General features: G+C 57.4%; 17 protein-coding genes. 8 read left to right on the top strand and 9 right to left on the bottom strand.

Annotation, left to right across the window (positions count from 1 at the left end):
- Position 1: 1 nt before the first annotated feature.
- Positions 2–670 carry a DUF1003 domain-containing protein gene (locus AAFM46_RS12895; protein WP_283530968.1) on the bottom strand — a complete coding sequence of 223 codons (669 nt, stop codon included), beginning with the start codon at positions 668–670 and terminating at the stop codon, positions 2–4.
- On the bottom strand, positions 663–1,946 hold the full coding sequence (locus AAFM46_RS12890) for a CBS domain-containing protein (protein WP_283530967.1): 1,284 nt from the start codon (positions 1,944–1,946) through the stop codon (positions 663–665). The genes AAFM46_RS12895 and AAFM46_RS12890 overlap by 8 nt, the downstream gene beginning before the upstream one ends.
- Before the next feature lie 134 nt (positions 1,947–2,080).
- On the opposite strand from AAFM46_RS12890, the gene AAFM46_RS12885 reads away from it, so the two are divergent.
- On the top strand, positions 2,081–2,974 hold the full coding sequence (locus tag AAFM46_RS12885; protein WP_343318179.1) for a general stress protein: 894 nt from the start codon (positions 2,081–2,083) through the stop codon (positions 2,972–2,974).
- Between the two features lie 743 nt (positions 2,975–3,717).
- On the opposite strand, the gene AAFM46_RS12880 is transcribed toward AAFM46_RS12885, so the two are convergent.
- On the bottom strand, positions 3,718–4,209 hold the full coding sequence (locus AAFM46_RS12880) for a GNAT family N-acetyltransferase (protein ID WP_343318177.1): 492 nt from the start codon (positions 4,207–4,209) through the stop codon (positions 3,718–3,720).
- Between the two features lie 253 nt (positions 4,210–4,462).
- Between AAFM46_RS12880 and AAFM46_RS12875 the strand changes: the two genes are divergently transcribed.
- A complete protein-coding gene (locus AAFM46_RS12875; protein WP_343318175.1) occupies positions 4,463–4,981 on the top strand; it encodes a GNAT family N-acetyltransferase in 519 nt (172 codons plus the stop codon).
- 366 nt (positions 4,982–5,347) lie between these two features.
- Here the strand turns inward: AAFM46_RS12875 and AAFM46_RS12870 are convergent, their stop codons facing one another.
- From AAFM46_RS12870 to AAFM46_RS12855, 4 genes are all read right to left on the bottom strand, one after another.
- Positions 5,348–5,860 carry a GNAT family N-acetyltransferase gene (locus AAFM46_RS12870; RefSeq protein WP_283530963.1) on the bottom strand — a complete coding sequence of 171 codons (513 nt, stop codon included), beginning with the start codon at positions 5,858–5,860 and terminating at the stop codon, positions 5,348–5,350.
- A gap of 223 nt (positions 5,861–6,083) precedes the next feature.
- Positions 6,084–6,311: a hypothetical protein gene (locus tag AAFM46_RS12865; RefSeq protein ID WP_343320448.1), complete on the bottom strand. Its 228-nt coding sequence runs from the start codon at positions 6,309–6,311 to the stop codon at positions 6,084–6,086.
- An 8-nt stretch (positions 6,312–6,319) separates the two neighbouring features.
- On the bottom strand, positions 6,320–6,505 hold the full coding sequence (locus tag AAFM46_RS12860) for a hypothetical protein (protein WP_343318173.1): 186 nt from the start codon (positions 6,503–6,505) through the stop codon (positions 6,320–6,322).
- A 1,045-nt stretch (positions 6,506–7,550) separates the two neighbouring features.
- Complete coding sequence (locus AAFM46_RS12855) at positions 7,551–9,125, bottom strand: aminopeptidase P family protein (RefSeq protein ID WP_343318171.1); 1,575 nt, start codon at positions 9,123–9,125, stop codon at positions 7,551–7,553.
- A gap of 139 nt (positions 9,126–9,264) precedes the next feature.
- On the opposite strand from AAFM46_RS12855, the gene AAFM46_RS12850 reads away from it, so the two are divergent.
- The 3 genes from AAFM46_RS12850 to AAFM46_RS12840 all read left to right on the top strand — a co-directional run bounded on the left by AAFM46_RS12850 (position 9,265) and on the right by AAFM46_RS12840 (position 12,526).
- Positions 9,265–10,113 (top strand): PHP domain-containing protein, encoded by an 849-nt coding sequence (locus AAFM46_RS12850; RefSeq protein WP_283530960.1) that lies wholly within the window; start codon positions 9,265–9,267, stop codon positions 10,111–10,113.
- A gap of 580 nt (positions 10,114–10,693) precedes the next feature.
- Positions 10,694–12,385: a sodium:solute symporter family protein gene (locus tag AAFM46_RS12845; RefSeq protein ID WP_343318170.1), complete on the top strand. Its 1,692-nt coding sequence runs from the start codon at positions 10,694–10,696 to the stop codon at positions 12,383–12,385.
- 9 nt (positions 12,386–12,394) lie between these two features.
- On the top strand, positions 12,395–12,526 hold the full coding sequence (locus AAFM46_RS12840) for a putative transporter small subunit (protein ID WP_283530959.1): 132 nt from the start codon (positions 12,395–12,397) through the stop codon (positions 12,524–12,526).
- Between the two features lie 161 nt (positions 12,527–12,687).
- On the opposite strand, the gene AAFM46_RS12835 is transcribed toward AAFM46_RS12840, so the two are convergent.
- Both AAFM46_RS12835 and AAFM46_RS12830 read right to left on the bottom strand, forming a co-directional pair.
- The gene (locus AAFM46_RS12835; protein WP_343318169.1) at positions 12,688–14,460 is read right to left on the bottom strand and encodes a DEAD/DEAH box helicase; all 1,773 of its coding nucleotides are present in this window, start codon (positions 14,458–14,460) and stop codon (positions 12,688–12,690) included.
- Positions 14,461–14,722: 262 nt separating this feature from the next.
- On the bottom strand, positions 14,723–16,195 hold the full coding sequence (locus AAFM46_RS12830; RefSeq protein ID WP_343318167.1) for an RNB domain-containing ribonuclease: 1,473 nt from the start codon (positions 16,193–16,195) through the stop codon (positions 14,723–14,725).
- Between the two features lie 65 nt (positions 16,196–16,260).
- On the opposite strand from AAFM46_RS12830, the gene AAFM46_RS12825 reads away from it, so the two are divergent.
- From AAFM46_RS12825 to AAFM46_RS12815, 3 genes are all read left to right on the top strand, one after another.
- Positions 16,261–16,965, top strand: a complete 705-nt coding sequence (locus tag AAFM46_RS12825; RefSeq protein ID WP_343318165.1) for a ferritin-like fold-containing protein — start codon at positions 16,261–16,263, stop codon at positions 16,963–16,965.
- A gap of 261 nt (positions 16,966–17,226) precedes the next feature.
- Positions 17,227–17,532, top strand: a complete 306-nt coding sequence (locus AAFM46_RS12820) for a hypothetical protein (protein ID WP_343318163.1) — start codon at positions 17,227–17,229, stop codon at positions 17,530–17,532.
- A 23-nt stretch (positions 17,533–17,555) separates the two neighbouring features.
- Positions 17,556–18,056: a hypothetical protein gene (locus AAFM46_RS12815; RefSeq protein ID WP_343318161.1), complete on the top strand. Its 501-nt coding sequence runs from the start codon at positions 17,556–17,558 to the stop codon at positions 18,054–18,056.
- The last annotated feature ends 26 nt before the right edge of the window (positions 18,057–18,082 follow it).

Genomic DNA, 18,082 nt, shown 5'->3' with positions numbered 1-18,082 from the left:
CTTAAGTTTTGGGTGAGCGGTTGGGGTTGGCCGACTTGGACGAGCTTGTTTTTGGGGCAGTGACCTTGATGCTGTTGGTGGCTGGGTTGCGGGTGCGGCGTTCCTTCAGCGTATCTCCCGCGTCTGGGAGCTCGCCATCGGAGGATTCAGCACCGGGGTGCCCCATTCTTGCGGCGGCGTCTTGGAGTGCTGTGAGCTCCTCCAGAAGGTTACGCAGCTCAGAGCGTACGAAGTCGCGCGTTGCCACCTCACGGATGGAAATCCGCAGTGCCGCCACCTCCCGGGTGAGGTATTCGGTGTCGGCCAAGTTCCGTTCATTGCGGGAACGGTCCTGCTCAATTTGTACCCTGTCCCGGTCATCCTGGCGGTTCTGAGCTAAGAGGATCAGGGGTGCCGCGTAGGAAGCCTGAGTGGAAAAGAAGAGGTTCAGCAAGATGAACGGATAAGGATCCCAGCGCAGACTGAACAAACCAATGACGTTGATAGCGATCCAGACGATGACAAAAACGGTCATGTAGAGCAGGAAGTTAGCCGTACCCATGTACCGGGCGAACCGTTCGGCAAAGCGACCAAAAAAGTCAGGATCGCTTGTCAGGCTAGGCAACAGCCGGGACTTAAGCTCCATGGGCGTATCAAGACCGCCGCCCTTTGTGTGGTGCCGCTCAGCCAATGCGTCCTCCTAGTTTTCTAAACGGTGCGCCGTCTTCGTGATTGCGCCAGTCCTCAGGCAACAGATGATCCAACAAGTCATCCACCGTGACAGCACCCACCAAGCGGCCTTCTTTACTGACCACCGGGAGGGAATTGAGGTTGTACGAGGCCATGATGTGGCTGACAGTGCTGATGTCATCTTGGTCTGAAACGGGCTCCAGGTTTTTATCCACTAGCGTGCCCAGCTGTTCCGGGGGCGCGCTGCGCAGCAACTGCTGGATGTGGACCAGGCCAAGGAATCGACCTGTGGGCGTTTCCAGCGGGGGGCGGCAAATAAATATTGCTGAGGCCAGGGCGGGGGAGATGTCTTCACTGCGGACGTGGGCCAGCGCCTCAGCCACCGTGGCTTCAGGGGGCAAAATCACTGGCACGGGTGTCATCAGGGCACCTGCTGTGCCTTCTTCGTACTGGAGAAGACGCCGCACATCCTTGGCTTCATCGGGTTCCATGAGCAACAGCAGCTCTTCTGCCTTGGCCTTGGGAAGATCCGCCAGAAGGTCAGCGGCGTCGTCGGGGTCCATCTCCTCAAGAACATCGGCGGCGCGTTCATTGTCCAAGGCCGAGAGTAGCGTGACCTGGTCATCTTCTGGCAGCTCGGACATGATGTCTGCCAGCCGTTCATCCTGCAACTCGCCGGCAACTTCAACGCGGCGTTTGTCACTCATCTCTTGAAGGGCGTCAGCAAAGTCAGCGGGCTTGAGATCCTCATGGGTGGCCACAAAATAGGTGGCACTTTGAGGTGCCGCAGCGTCATCGGGGCGGGCTTCTGCCCAATCGATGAGCATTGTGTGCCCACGGCGTAGGCCCCGCAGGCGCGATGTTGAAGAGCCCCTGCGTACAAAGAACTTAGTCACAAGCCAGTCACCGTTGCGTTGCTGATCCATAGCTATGTCTTCAATAACTGCGAATCCGCTGCCATCAACGAGCGTCACTTTGCGGTCAAAAATGCCGCCGACCACCAGCTGCTCCGCGCCACGCTGTTCAAAACGTCGCAAATTCACTAGGCCTGTGCAGATGATCTGTGACTGGTCCATGGAGGTCAGCCGGGTCATGGGAACAAAGACGCGCTTCTTGCCCGGCACCTCCACGACGATGCCAACGGCGTGTGGTGCGCTACCCTGGCCGCGTCCCAGAACCACTACATCCCGCAATTTTCCGAGTCTGTCCCCGATGGGATCAAAAACGTCAAGACCCAGGAGTCGGGCGACAAAAATACGGGTTGGTTGTGTACTCACAGATATAGGTTACTTCCCTGCCCGGACAATGAACGGAACATTCTGGTACTTGGTGGCAGGACTTTCATGAACTTTTCGTTTCACCACCAGCGATACTCCAGCAAACGTGCAGGAACATGGTGAACAATAGAGCTATGGCAAACCTCTTTGGACGCACTAGACCCGTGGACGAGGCTCGTATTGTCCCTACGGGGGAAACAATCGGTTCATACACTTCCTATTTGGATGCGCAGAAGGCGGTAGATTATCTGGCGGATGAAAAATTTCCCGTCAGGCACGTTTCTATTGTGGGCAACGATCTAAAGATCGTGGAACGTGTGACAGGTAAACTCAGTTACCCGCGCGTAGCCCTAACGGGTGCCATGACGGGCGCCTGGTTCGGCTTGTTCATTGGCGTGATGCTCTCCTTCTTTGACTCCGCCAGCAACGCCGGTGCGCCATATCTAAATGTTTTCACGGCAGTGCTTCTGGGCGCTGCGTTGTGGATGCTGTTTGCGATTATTGGCTACGCAGCGCAGCGTGGTAAGCGCGACTTCACCTCAACCAACCAGGTGCTGGCCACCAGTTACGACGTTATTGTTACAGCAGATGTGGCCGGAGAGGCGCGGCGCCTGCTGGCACAGCTGCCAATGAACGCGAACGCGCCTCGGCCGCTCCAGCAGCACGCTCAGGGCTCCGGATACCAGGGGCAGGGTCAGGGATATCATCCGCCGGCCCAGCCGCCAAGTGGTGCAGCTCCGACGCCTTCGCGCCCCGAAGGTTGGCACGATCCCTATGCTCCGGCTGAGCCTGTTAACGATGCACAGACATCCGGTGAACGTGGAGAAAACCATGACCGTCCAGGCCAAGCACCGCTGAACGGACCTCGTCGTGGCGAGTTCCCCGACTTGCCGGACGGCCGTCCACAGTACGGCATCCGAGTCCAAGCCCCGGAGCATTCCGTCCCAGATACACCTCCCGTGACTTCTGGGCCCTCTGATTCAGAGACGTCTACGCAACACCATACTGACCAGGACAAATCAGACTAAGAGGTTCACTCACTGGCTGTCATGGAAGCACTTGGTCAGATACTGCGGCGAGGCTTAGAAGCCTCACCCGACGTCTCCAGAGCGCAGAATGGCCCTCGTGCGTTTGCTTTTGCCTTAGTCCGGGCCCTACTAGTCAGTGACGTGCGCCCGCTCTGTCGGTAAGGGCGGTCAAAGGTCACCGTATGCCTATTGGGTGTGCACCGAGCCGTCGATTCCTAGGAAGAAAAGCGCATCAGCATGTCGATCAAGGAAACAATTCTCGGTGGCCTATTTGGCTTGGCGGTGGTCATTGAGGTAGTCCGCTATGGCTTGGGGACCGTCGTTCACTTAGGGAAACGACCGGTGTTGGCGATGTCGCATTGACAACAGGTGCCGTGCTTGTCGCCGGGATGGCTCCGGCAAGTGCGGTAACTCCTTCTGGAGAGGCAGCAAGTATCCCGGTCATCCAGTAAAACCCCACTACCTACGCGGTTAAGACAGGGAAGAAGGGTGGGCGTGCTGTTGTCCAGCTCATTTTATCCAGCGATGCAGCCTGACGGCACAGCGAGTGGCGCAAAGATGAATGCTGATCTTTGCCAGCAGGATAAATCAACAGTGTGCTTTGAATAACCGTCTCTGGGGAATGGCAGGAGGCCCCGCATCGGTCTTGCGGGTGGTCCTGGAGGTGTCGCAGCGGGAATCTCCTGAGGGGTGCCTGGAATCGTGGAGCCGTTCATTCTTAAGGTGCGGTTCCGCTGCCAGCCTTATCGGACAAACCGTACTTCGACGACCTCAGGCGAGTCTGGGTCAGTCTTCGTGGAGCCGTCCGGGCGGAAGTTATTGCGTCTATAGAAGGCATGAGCCCGCGGGTTCTTTTCGGCGACCCATAGAATGGCCTTGGAATCGCCGAGGACTTCATCAATGAGCATTTGTCCCGCGCCAGTTCCTTGAGCGTGGATCCGTAAGTAGATCATGTAAAGCTCCAACTCGCGTGGAGCGTCAGAGCCTTTAGCTGGTCCCGCGAACGCGAAACCAACAATGTCACCCTCTGTCTCGGCCACTCGAATAACGCGGTTCGGGCGGTTGCTAGAGAGAATCTGAGACCACATACGTTCTCGCTGCGCCAGTGCAACACTTCCGAACCTGCCTTCGGGAAACAGGCTTGCGTATGTTTCGCGCCATGCCTCATTGTGGACGAAGGCCAAAGCGTTGGCCTCCTGCACCTGCGGTGCCCTTACACGCGTTGATGTCATCATCCTCAAACAATAGCTTTACGTCATTCTGGCTATTGATCAGGACCGGCGGGTCAGCAGCACCCGCCCCGCGCGGATAAGCATTCCGCGCGATACGTGATGCACCAAAGAATCATCCATGGGCTGATCTTACGGGCGGGTTCACCGCTGGGCGAGCGATAGGTACAGCATCTGGAACGCGTAGGCCTTCGATCTATCGAATGGGAAGCTCCTGAGCGGTGTCCAAAAGCGCAAGGCAGCAGGCTAGGATCTTTTGATGGCTACCCTCATGACCCCCAATGTAATTTTCCAATCCTCTTGGCTAGAATCTGCTGTTGAATTTGGTGGAGCCCACCGGGATGGTGGCGGAGGTGAGGATTGGTCCTTGGCAGACCTCCGGGATCCGCTGGAATTTGGCCAATTTGTAGAAGAACTTGTTGCTGCCGCCCTACCGGAAAGCCCACGGAAGCCCGGTTATGTGACGTGCACCTATCTGTGGATCGTTGAAGGGGATGTGGTCCTTGGTTCCTTGGCCATCAGACACGAACTCAATGATTTTGGGCTGAATGTTGGCGGGCACATTGGATACAGTGTGCGGCCATCCGCGCGCCAACGCGGTCACGCCTCCAAGGCGTTGAATGACGCCTTGCCGATCGCCCGCGAGCTGGGTATTTCCCGGGTTCTACTCACCTGCGATGAGGACAATACCGGTTCCCGGGCCACTATTGAAAAGAATGGCGGCATCTACGAAGACAGCCGCAATGGTAAACGCCGCTACTGGATCAACACGCACTAGATTCATGCGGTCTTGGCCCGTCGAAACTTTCAGAAGGTGGCCGCACGAAGGCACTGCACTGCCGACGTTTGAGAATCTGCTGCACCTATGCCCGCTTCGTGGAGGACATTCCTTGCCCACGCACGTGCAGCCGGTGATGGCCCGGGAAGATCAGATGCTCCGTCAAAGATGCTCTCCGACCGAAGGCGGGGATCTTCTGTATCTCCGAGAATTTTGCCGCTAGTTCACTCTGCACTAGTTCATCCTCTCGAAGCCGCGTTTAGTACCGCCTAGATAACCTTCCAGGGCATCCTCCACTGCGAGCATTCCCGGAAGTCAGAGTAGATCACTGGCCGTAGCCGAAGGGCTATCGAGTTGATAAGTTATCTATGATTCCCAGCGAACTTCTCCATCTTCCTCTACAGCTGTGGGATGCAGACCCTGTTTGAGGGCAACACCCATAGAGGCGAGATGCTCCGGATGGATATACGCCACGAAGTTGTCCACTCCACGTGATCGCAACCAATCGCACATCGCGTTCGTGGCTTCAGACGCCATTCCTTGGCCTTGGAAGTTTGGGGAAATCACCCAGGCGATGCAGGCCACGAGTTCAGAGCCGCTTGACTCTACCGTTGCCTGAACAAAGCCAATGGGCGCATCGCTATCCTGCAACTTCACGATCCAGTTGAACCACTCCTGCAAACTGTCGCCAGAGTGGCCAACGGCTTGAATCTCATATCGACGCTGAAGCTGCTCAAGAGAGGGAGCCTCGCCTCCGGTGTATACATAGAGTGAAGCGTCCGCCAAGACCTCAACCATTGCGGATGCATGCTCCACCGAGAGCGGCTCCAAGCGCAAAAGCTCCGATGTAATGGTTTCATCTTGATATCGAACAATCATGTAGCAAGTATCGCAACAGCGCGGGGCAGAGTAATCGCAAGACACCCAATGAAATTCGTTTCTTGCCGGGGGGAGTTCCGACAGGACGCTACCTCTAGTCGGCATCTAAGGGCCCGTAAACCGAACGTCTTCTAGGACTAAATATTGCTGAGCTGTACCGGAGGCTACGATTGCTAACGCTCTCCGGTACAAAAATATTGTGAAGCCGGTGGGAACCCGTTCATCAATCTTCCGTTGGCTGTTTCGCTTGCAACAGCAACCCAACGCCACCGGTGAAGCTGGTCGTGTGAAATTTCTCAGCCCTGGCAACTTCGGCGAAGCCCCACTGACAATGAAGTTCGATCGATGCTCGGTTGGATAGGTCGACGATGTACCAGGCAGAATCTGCACGTTCCCAGCTCCAGTCCAGTCGCGCTTGAGTCAACGCCCGAGCTATCCCGTGGCGCCTCAACTCCGGGATTACGCTAACACCGCCCAAGTAGTGCCCGTCGGGTGCCTGTCCATCGGCGTACGACCAGCTTTGATATCAATACCACGTATCGCATCGATGTCACCAAACATGCATATTCTGAGGTCTACGGGACCAGCCACCACTGTGCTCTTTGGGCGTTGGGGTTTGTATGCGGCAAATCCGCTGCCTGTCATCTGTCACCTCTCCCTGCTGTTCAGCTTGACTCCCAGTATTGCCGAATGCTCAGTGCGGTCAACCAAAAGGGCACTGGGCACGTCGTCACCTTCTCTTTTCAAGGGGCGTAGACCCATCCACGGATTCATACGTGCCGGCGCGCGTTTTCAGTTGGTCAGATACCAGCCTCGAGAATGCCCTTTTATAAGTTTCTTTCAGCCGTGCGGAACCACAGACAACGCCGGATGCAACAACGGCCCATTTCCATGCACCAGTGCCCCTGTTGACCCCATCCCCGTTGGAGCAGCGGTAACCGCGGAGCCATTCCATGCTCTCCCTAGTCCATCCTGGCCAGGTGCAAGTGTTGGCATAACGTAGCTCTCGGATCGTTTATGGGGCAGGCTGATACGCGAGGTGCTGGCGGGTGACGCGTTGGGCGAAGTGCCCGGCGCAGGGAACACGATGATGGACGTCATGCCTGATTTTCAAGGGAGAATAAGGCTGGAAAGGGTGCGGTTTTCCACATCGATCAGCGGTCACACGGCGAGATTAGGGTCCCACGTGTTAATTACTTCCCTGCCTCCTAGGCAGGAATCAGGCAGGGGCTGAGGACACTAGTCACCGCTTGTGGGGCCAAGGACCTATCCGGCACTGAACGCACTGGTGCGCAGCAACGAACACGGCGCCCCATCGACTGAACAGGTGCGGCGGCAAAGCCCCGAACAGCGCCTTCCGCATAATGGCGATCCCCACGAAGATCCACCGCTGCCTCAATCGATATTTGGCCCGCCGGATGTTCCGGGCTATGCCTGGTTCAGATTCAAGCACAAACTACTGGGAACGCGGCTTGACGGGCATAGAAGAGTCACTTTTAGGAGCCCATTCTGCTTGGACACATAGTAGGCATCAAGGATCGAGTGGAGGTGTCATTATCTCCAACTTCAACGATGGGGGTGTGGAGGTGGAGGTGTCATTATCTCCAACTTCAACGAGGGAGGGCGGACGACGGCGGGTGCCCACCTTTCGCTCAAAGGTGGGCACCCGCCGTCGTCCGGGAGGGCGAAGTTAGCTGCTCAGCTTAGCCATCCACTTTTCTACCTCGTCAGCTTCGCGAGGCAATGCCGCGCTAAGGTTCACGGGACCGTTAGCCGTGATGAGGATGTCATCTTCAATGCGGACGCCATTGCCTCGGTATTCGGCCGGGATGGCCAGGTCCTCGTCCTTGAAGTACAGGCCGGGCTCAATGGTGAAAACCATGCCTTCGGTGATGATCCCGTCCAAGTACAGCTCGGCGCGAGCCTGCGCACAATCATGGACGTCCAAGCCCAAATGGTGGCTTGTGCCGTGTGGCATCCACCGGCGGTGCTGCTGACCCTCGGGGGAGAGGGCAACCTCAGCTGTTACCGGCAGCAGACCCCAGCTATTCAGGCGATCTACCAGCACTTCCATGGCTGCCGTGTGTACGTCGCGGAATTTGCGTCCAGGTACGGACACGGCGAAGGCGGCATCAGCTGCATCCAGAACGGCCTGGTAGATCTTGCGCTGAACATCGGAGTACTTACCGCTGATGGGCAAGGTCCGGGTGATGTCCGCCGTGTAAAGGGTATCTGCTTCAACGCCGGCATCCACCAACAGCAGTTCTCCTTCATTGACGGTTCCGCTATTGCGGTTCCAGTGCAGCACTGTGGCGTTGTTACCACAGGCGGCAATGGTGTCATAGCCAAGCTCATTGCCTTCTTCACGGGCGCGAGCAAAGAACGCACCCTCAACCACGCGTTCTCCGCGTTTGTGAGTCACGGCCCGTGGCAGTGCCCGCACAATGTCTTCAAAACCGTTGATGGTTGCAGCAACGGAAATCTTCATCTGCTCGATTTCCCAGCTGTCCTTGATCAGGCGCAGCTCAGAAAGCGCTTCAGCCAATTTGCCATCAAGTTCATCCAGGACGGCAAAATCCATGGTGTCGGGATTCTTGGAGGTGTTATAACGGGCAGTGTCTACAAGGGCGTCGATGTTCTCGTCAACCTTGCGTACCAGGCGGATGGAAACCCCGCCCACGCTTGTCTCACCAGCGTTCTTGGTGATGGCGACTTCCAACTCTGTGACATCTGCTGTGGGCAAGCCAAGCTGGGCTTGGAACTCCGGCAGTGTGGGGCGTCGGCCAATCCAGAATTCGCCGCTGCGGGAATCGGCGTAGAAAGCTTTGGTGTCCCGGCCAGCCATGGGGCGGAAGTACAAAGTGGCGTTGTGGTGACCGCCATCGTCGCCCTCACCTTCGGCAACCGGATCGAGCACTAGAACCGCGTCGGGCTCATGGTCAACGCCCAGGCCGGTTAGGTGCGCGAAAGCGGAATGCGGGCGGAAGCGGTAGTCGCAGTCGTTGGAGCGGACCTTCAACGGTCCTGCCGGGATGACAAGGCGTTCAGTCTTGAACTGTTCGGAAACTGCGCGACGGCGGCGGGCGGCATGGTATGCCACCTCGGCCCGGGCCGGAAGTTCGGCGGATGACGGCGCCCAACTGGCGGCCATGAATGTCCGGAAAGCAGAAGAATCAGGGCGTTGAGAACGGTTGTTCACGCGCTCCTCGAGGGGCTGCTCGCTTGATGGGTCGGTGTGCACGGTGTTTTGCTCAGTCTGGTTCACCCCTCAAGTCTCCCACCGCTTGCGCAAAGGGACAAAGGGAAAGAATCTTTGTGGGTTATTGAGCAGTGTGATCGAGCAGTGCCGTTGAGCTGTGTGCGGCGCAGCGTCTGTTGGCCGGGAACCGACGTAGGCTTGGTATGTGAGGATCGATATGCACGCGCATTCCAATGTTTCCGACGGCACACAGAGCCCTGCGGTGCTTGTTGCCGCCGCGGCGCAGGCACAACTGGATGTGATGGCGCTAACTGATCACGATTCCACGGACGGTTGGGCGCAGGCGTTGACTGCCGCCAGCGACTATGGGATCGGTTTGGTTCCCGGCATGGAAGTTTCCTGCAAAACTTCCCAAGGCATCAGTGTCCACCTTCTTTGCTACCTCCACGATCGGAACCATGAAGGCCTGTTGACGGAGATCACCAAAGCCAAAGACTCCCGGCTGACCCGTGCAGAACGCATGGTTGAACGCCTATCCCAGGACTATCCAGTGAACTGGGAAGACGTCAGTGCTCATGTTGCCCCAGGGGCCACTGTTGGCCGCCCACACATAGCCGATGCTTTGGTTGCGGCCGGTATTGTCAGAGACCGCAATGAGGCGTTCGCTAAAATTCTTACCTCCCAGTCTCCTTATTTTTTATCCCACTACGCGCCGGATCCTGTGCGTGCGGTGGAATTGGTGCGCGCAGCCGGTGGCGTCCCGGTTTTTGCACATCCGTTAGCTTCCGCGCGAGGGCGGGTAGTTGCTCCCGAAATTTTCCATGACATGATCGACGCCGGGCTGCTGGGTCTGGAGGTGGAGCACCGCGATAATCCTCCTGAAGGACGCCGCTGGTTGCGGAAGCTGGCGCAGGAACAAGGACTGTTCGTCACAGGGTCCTCCGACTACCACGGCACAGGAAAACCCAACCTCCTGGGTGAAAATCTCACGGAACCCTCAGCGCTGGAGATGATTTTAGAACGGGCCACCGGGGCGCTCGCATACCTTCCTTAGCCTCTGGGCTGGGAGTCTCTGGGTAGGGAGTCTCTGGGTAGGAACCCTCTAGGTCAGGAGCCTCTAGGGCAGGCTCCTCCGCGCAGGGTTTCCAGGCCGGTTGGGGAGTGGCACAGTGGTGCTTCACTGATGGCACAGTGGTGCTTCACTGGTAGTCCAGTGGTGACGAGGGCACGGCTTTAGCGCGGTGAGGCGTGCCCCTAAGAACGTCAGTGATGCGTCATCGTTACCCTTACTGGCCCGTAACATCCACTAAAGCGCACGTGACGGCTGTTACTGTGGGGTAGATGATTGGTTCGAGACGGCAACTAAAAGTGCCCCCGAACCGCAGTATTCCCGTTGCCGGCTGAACGTCAGCCGTTGAATTTCCGGCAGTGACTGATCGCCTTGTTTGCGATCCACTTTGGCCCCCTGCGCAGAAAGTTCTGCTTGATATGGGTGCGGCCCCGGGCGGGAAAGTGCGCCTGCAACGTCCCTCACCGGATTGTTCCAAGCACCTCTTCGCTGAGGCAGCTTCGTAGAAGGCGCACGCCTAATGTGGCGGAATGTAGGTGAATTCCGTCCAAGTGAGAGGACACGCATGGTGCCAGATGGCGCAGGACTTCACCAACTGGGAGGTTGGACAGTAATTGGCCTCCTAGTGCTGTTTTATGGCAGCACACTGCTCATGACGTTCTTTATTGGCCGTAAGAAGGAAAATGCCGACGGCTACATGACCGCAGGCAACAAAGTGGGATTTGGCATTTCCGCGGGAAGCATGACCGCCACATGGATTTGGGCATCGTCAATGTACGCTTCAGCGACGTCTGGCTATACCTACGGCATTTCCGGACCCATCCACTATGGACTGTGGGGTGCTTTGATGATTTTGTTCATCTACCCCTTCGGCAAGAGGATCCGCGCTGTTGCGCCTAAAGCGCATACCTTGGCAGAAGTCATGTATGCCCGGCATGGAAAGTCCAGTCAGCTGATGCTGGCGGGCTCCAACATTGTTGGCTCCATGGTTAGTATTACCTCCAACTTTATTGCTGGTGGTGCATTGATATCCCTCCTTTCCCCCTTCAGCTTCACGCAGGGGATCTTGTTCATTGGCGGCGGAATCCTGCTGTACTCACTGTGGTCCGGGTTCCGGGCATCAGTTCTCACTGATGCTGTCCAGGTGTTCGCCATGCTGGGAGCTGTGGTGATCATCATTCCCGTCGTATTCTTTGCCGCCGGTGGTTCGGATATGTTCGTCTCGGGCGCTGCGAACCTGACCCCGCAGCAGTCCAATTTCTTCTCTTCTGAGGCGTTCCTGAATCAGGGAGCACCCTACATTGCAGCCGTGCTCGCCTACGCCATCGGTAACCAGACCATTGCACAGCGCCTGTTTGCTGTGCGTGAAGATCTGATCAAGAAAACCTTTATTACAGCAACGGTGGGTTATGGCGCCACCATCATTGGTATTGGCATGTTGGGCGTCATTGCCCTGTACGCCGGGGTTGTTCCACTGGATATGGACACTAATAACCTGATTCCCCAGATGGCGGCAAGCTACTTGAGCCCCGTGCTTCTGGGAATTTTCTTAATCATGATTGTTGGGGCTTTGTCCTCAACCGCAGATTCTGATCTGTCAGCCATGTCCTCGATCATGATGGCGGATATCTACGGCCAGAACATTGCCAAGAAGGGTGAAGCGAACCCCAAAACCATGCTCTTCGTTGGCCGCATCACCATGATCGTGGCTACCGGCGCGGGCTTGTACTTTGCCAGTGGGCAGCTGAACATCCTTGACCTGCTGGTCTTTGTTGGCGCGTTGTGGGGTGCCTTGGTCTTCCCGGTGATCGCCAGCTTCTATTGGCAAAAAGTCACCAACAAGGCGTTCACCGTTTCTGTTCTCGCAGCGTTGGCCGTCTTCATCCCTGTACGGTTTGGTTGGCTACCGATGGATGGATTCACCGGGATCGTTGTAGATGTGATCTCCGTGGTGGGCATAGGCGTGGTCCTTGGCCTCATGGCTTTTGGTTTCTTTGGTTTGAAGACAGCAAAGATCGTTGCGGGCGTTGCCATGGTGGCGGCTGCCCCGTTCTGTATCGGTTTCCTGCACAACTATGACGTGCTCTCCGGCTCGCTGGTTGCCTACGCAGTCAGCACGCTTGTGTGCTACTTCATGTGCTTCCGCAACAACGCAACCTTTGACTTCAACACCATCAAGGAACGTATTGGTGACTTTGACAACCGCGAGGAAGCGCACCACAGTACCTATGAACCAGTCCTAGATAAGAAAGCGTAGGGAAATCCCATGACTGTAGTGATGTTGACTATTTATGTGTTGGCTTGGCCTGTGGTTGTAGCCGGAGTGCTGTATGTGCTTGGCAAGGCTTTCATCCAAGAACTTCTGGCAGCCAGGCGTGAAGGCAGACCGCTGGTCTAGCCGGTTACAACCAGAATGACCCGTAGTTGACGAGGAAGTACACGGAAATTCCGTGTACTTCCTCGTCAACTACGGGTCATTCTTAATTGCAGTTCGCCCCGGGAGGCGGGAGCATAGCCGCCCTGCGGGGAGGCGGGCGACTATGCGGGAGGACCAGTTGGCTACTCGCCGTTTGCGGCCTTGGCTATGACTTCACCGTTGCGCCGACGTGTGCGGCTGCGCCGTGGAGCCTTTGTCTCAGCCGCCCCGCCATCAACCTGTGTTGTGCTTGCTGTGCTGTCGCCAGATGGCCGACGACGGCTCCGTCCACCCTGGGCTGGCTTACCTTGGGCCTGCTCACCTTGGGCCTGCTCACCTGTGGTGTTCTCACCGGTCTGGTTCTCAGTGCGGCTTGCACTCTGGGTATCATCACGGCGTTTTTCGCCGTGATGGGCACCTGAGCGGTTGCCGCCGCGGTTGCCACCCCTGCTGGCACCTGAGCGGTTGCCGCCCTGGTTTCCGCTACGCTCTCCCTCGCGGGAAGAGTCGCGCCCACCGGTCTTTGGGGAGTTGCGCTTACCGGTCTCGCCCAGGTCTTCCAGCGTCTCGGCATTAATACCCTCGTGAGTGCGCTTGTTGCGCGGCAGGCGGCCCTTGGTACCTGCAGGAATGTCCAGATCTGTGTACAGGTGCGGGGAGGAAGAGTACGTCTCAACCGGCTCGGGAACGCTGAGCCCCAGTGCCTTGTTGATCAAGCCCCAGCGTGGCATATCGTCCCAATCAACGAACGTGACTGCCGTGCCCTTGTTACCTGCGCGACCGGTGCGGCCAACACGGTGAAGATAGATTTTTTCATCTTCCACACACTGGTAGTTCACAACGTGTGTGACGTCATCAACGTCAATGCCTCGAGCGGCAACATCGGTGGCAACAAGAACATCAACTTTATTGTTGCGGAAGGCACGCAAGGCTTGTTCGCGTGCACCCTGGCCCAGATCCCCGTGGATTGCGGCGGCGGCGAAACCACGGTCCACCAGCTCCTCAGCAACCTTGGCTGCCGTGCGCTTGGTCTTGGTGAAAATGATGGAGCGGCCACGACCGTTGGCTTGGAGAATCCTTGCCACAACTTCAATCTTGTCCAAGTTGTGGGCACGGTAGATGAGCTGGCGGATATCACGCTTGGTCAAACCCTCGTCATCGGGGTCAGCGGCGCGGATATGCGTAGGCTGAGTCATGTAGCGCCGAGCCATTGCAACAACAGGGCCGGGCATGGTGGCTGAGAACAACATGGTCTGACGTACTGCCGGAGTGCCGGAAATAAGCGTCTCAACGTCGGGCAGGAAGCCCAGATCCAGCATCTCATCAGCCTCGTCCAAGATCACGATGCGCACGTGCTTGACGTTCAGGTGACGTTGCTTAAGCAGATCGATCAGACGCCCTGGGGTACCGACAATGAGTTCAACGCCCTTCTGCAGGGCTTCAATCTGAGGCTCGTAAGCACGGCCGCCGTAAATAGTGGCGATGCGGATGCCGCGGTGTTTGGAGGCCGTGACAAGGTCACCGGCCACCTGCACGGCAAGTTCGCGTGTAGGGACAATGATCATGGCTTGTGGTGCACCCGGGGCGGCAAGCTTGTCAAAGCCCTCATCCTTGGGGGCCACAATGCGGTTCAGTGCCGGAATGCCGAAGCCGAGGGTCTTACCCGTTCCCGTCTTAGCCTGGCCAATGATGTCGTGACCTGTCAACGCGATGGGCAGGGTCATGGCTTGGATGGGGAAAGGATGCAAAATGCCGGCTTCTGACAGGGAGGAAACAATCTCGTGGTGCACGCCAAAGCTGGCGAACGTTTCCTTCTCTTCTTGACGGGGCGGCTCAACGCTGCTCAATGACCCGTCAATTTCAACTTTTTCGTTGCTGTCTTCTGCCTGCAGCAGGTTCTCTGTTTCAATGCTCAAATGCGTACCGTTCAATTCGTCTATACAAGGTGCCGTCTGCCGGGCTCAACGTGGGCACTGTTAAGAAGGCTCACGGAACCGCAGGACGGCGGCACAATTTTAGGGAAGCCGATCGCGGGCTAACAAAAACGTGCCCTTCCGCCGTTGCAATGACGTGTGCGGAAGGAACTGATAAGACGCGCGCAGGGGCGGTTTGTTGAATTCAAAACTATCAATCAACGACCGGGCATCCATGTCTACCCTATTAGTCTAGCCGTACACCCTAACTTTTCGCTGACGGCACGAAAGTCACCTTACGCTTGAGGATGTCTGCAGCCGTCAGCGTCACCCGCACCACAGTGCCAACTTCAAGGTCACCTTCACAATAAGCGGTGATTGCCGGGACGCTTATTTGAATCGAGCTGCGGGCTGCGGAGGGTTTGGAGGTGTGCCCGTTTCCTTTAGGCCCAGCAATCACAATGGCGTCAAATTCCTCGCCCACCCGGTGGCTGAGGAGGGCTGCCTCAACTGTGTCAGTGGCTGCCCTGTCCACCCTATTAGCCAGCTGATTGGAGGCGGACATAATCTCAGGGAGCTGATCCAGCGCCTCAATAACCCAGTCCGGTACTTCCGTCTTGGCACACAGAGCCGCACAAATCGCCAGTACAAACCTGTCAACTAGTCTGCGCAAGGGGGCCGTGGTGTGTGCATAGGGTGCGGCCACTGCGGCCTGAATCACTTGCTCGGGCACAGTGCCATAGAAGGGGGTGTAACCGGCGCCCCTGAACAATGTGGCGGCCGCATGCATCAACGCCAATTGTTTGGGGTCAGTTGTGTCAAGGGTGCGAAGATACTCCCCATAAGACAGGGCCGTGCTCCATGGCTTGCCTAGGGCAATGGTTTGCATCCTGTACGCAGTCACAGCATCCTCTTCAGGGGCAGGCATGGTGCGCAGAATACCCACTTTTCCTTCGATCATGATCCCGGCGGCGGCCATCCCCGTCAGCAACGAAATTTGGGCATTCCAGTCCTCAATGGGCAGCCCTGGCCGGAACTCCAGAACATAACGGCCGTCCACGAAGTCCACTTCCTGGGCCGGCACATTCAAACTCGCGCCTCCCCGAGCACGCTCCAGCTCAATACGTTTTGTCCCAATCTCGGCAAGCAACGCCAAAGTGCCGGCATAAGCGTCCGGGGCGCTCCCGTCGTCGTACATCTGCTGAGCTTGCTCATAACCGAGCTTGGCAATACTTTGCACCGTGGCGCGGCGCACCTGGCAGGCGGTCTGAGAACCATCGGCGGCTAAACTGATTTCCCAAACGTATGCCGAGCGCGGATCGTTGGCAAGGAGACTGGCGGCACCCTCACTGAGTCGCGCAGGATGCAAAGGAATGCGCTGACCCGGGGTGTAAATCGTTTGGCCCCGGAGGCGTGTTTCGGCATCGAGGGGGCCACCAACTGGCACAAAGGATGGCACATCAGCTATGGCGTAATGGACCGTGTAACCCTCCCCGCTGCGCTGAAGATACATGGCCTGATCCAAATCCTGGGAGTCGAAAGGATCAATGGTGATCAAGGGAAGCGCGGTGAGGTCCGTGCTGGGCAACTGATGGGCGGCGATGACAGCCTCAACCTCCGCCAGCACCTCCGGATCAAAATTCTCCGGCAGTTTAAACTCAACGTTTAAGGCAGCCAAGGCTTGGGTAAGGGACGCTTGCGCGGCGCTACTTTTGACGCCAATGTGAGAGTACGGCACTGTTTCAGCGTAAACGATTCCAGCCGAGGAGCAATAGCGGCGCGGCACACACTACGCTGTTAGGTATGAGTATTTCAGCTTCCGACGCCGATGATTCCGTTTCCGCAGGAGAACTCAGCGCCCGCTATGACACCTTTATTGTGGATCTACTGGGCAGTATCGCGTACGGGGAGCTCTCCGCTTTTGAACGTCTGGCCACCGATGCGCGGCACTCGCCATCGCTTAGTGACAGGGCCGTGCTGGGTAAGATGGCTGTGAGCGAGTTTGGCCATTATGAGATGATGTGTGCCCGGCTCAATGCCATGGGCATGGACCCGGAGTTGGCCATGGCGCCCTACCAGCGCATGGTTGACGCCTTCCACGAACGCACCCGCCCGGCTGACTGGCATGAGTCATTGATGAAGGCTTATGTGGTTGAGACCATTACTGAAGAATTTTATGCGGCCATTGCCGAACGTTTGGACGCGCCCACTCGCGAGGCAATAGCGCAAGTACGCACCAGCGAGGAACAGATTTCCGTCCTAACATCTCTACTAAAGAAGATGCTCTCCGAGGATCCCAGGCTTTCGTCCAGGCTCGCGTTGTGGGGCCGGCGGATGGTCGGGGAGGCGCTGACCCAGGTGCAACGGATCGGGGCCAGGCACAGCTTCTTGGTTGGGCTTCGCCCGGACGCCACGCAGGAACAGGCCGCCGCCGAGGTCTCAGCTATTCTGAGCATGCTCACCCGCAACCATTCAAAACGCATGAGCCAGCTGGGGCTGACCGCCTAACCTGTGCTTGATTTTGGCTGTGCTTGGGTGGTGGGATTGAAAAGTGCGACGACGGCCAGCAGCAGTTCCTTGAGCCGTCCTCTGGCGCTTTTGGTTGCCGGCACCTACCTCATCACCTTGGCCGTGGGGATCCCCATCAGCGGCTGGCTGGCAGAACGGTTTGGCGCCCGACGCGTATTTGCGTAAGCCATTGCCATTTTTACCATCGCTTCACTGCTGTGTGCGCTCAGCCCATATCTCATTTTTCTTCGCGGAGCCAAGATGCTCCAAGGCCTGGGTGGGGCCATGATGGTCCCTGTGGGCCTGTGGGCCTGTGGGCCTGTGGGTCGGTTGGTTGTGCTGCGGGATGCAGACGAAAAAGAGTTCCTGGAAGCAATCGCCTACCTGACCTGGCCGGCGCTAATTGCCCCCGTGCTGGCCCCGGTATTGGGTGGACTGCTTGTCACCTACGCCAGCTGGCACTGGATCTTCATACTGAACGTCCCGCAGGGCATTGTCGCGATCATCACAACCGCCAGAGTGGTTCCGGATATTCGCGCCAGAAGGGTGCCCCGCCTGACTGGGTAGGGTTCATCCTCTGCGGGGGTGCCTTGGCGGTTTTAGTCATTGGCATGGAACTGGTGGGGACGGCACCCACACCGTGGTTCGGCGTGGCACCCCTGCTTGGGTTGGCAATTCTCGCAATAACAGCGGCATTGTGGTGGTTCAAACGCACCCGGCATCCACTGCTGGACCTGCGAGCGCTTCGAATCCACACGTTCCAGGTGGCCAATAGTGGCGGGGCGCTATACCGGTTGGTGATCAGTGCTGTGCCGTTTTTGCTGCCACTGATGTTCATTCTTGGATTTGGTTGGAGTGCCTTTGAAGCCGGAATGATGACAATGGTTGTGTTTGCCGGCAATTTGTTGACGTTCCCAAGGCCGGCATGGCAGGTGCCAACACTCTTTCTTCCACAATCGCCCAGATTGCTACCGGGCTGGGTGTGGCCGTTTGTGCGTTGGTGCTGCATGCCGCGCAAACCCTTGTGGCGTGAACACCCGCCGCGTCGCCCGAGGCGGGCTACCAGTGGACGTTTGCCGTACTGGGCGTGATCATGCTGTTTCCGGTAGTTGAAGCG

The sequence above is a fragment of the Arthrobacter sp. TMP15 genome (assembly GCF_039529835.1).
In the GTDB taxonomy this organism is placed as follows: Bacteria; Actinomycetota; Actinomycetes; order Actinomycetales; family Micrococcaceae; genus Specibacter.
Note: the sequence above shows the minus strand (reverse complement) of the source record. Positions and strands in the feature narration are given on the sequence as shown.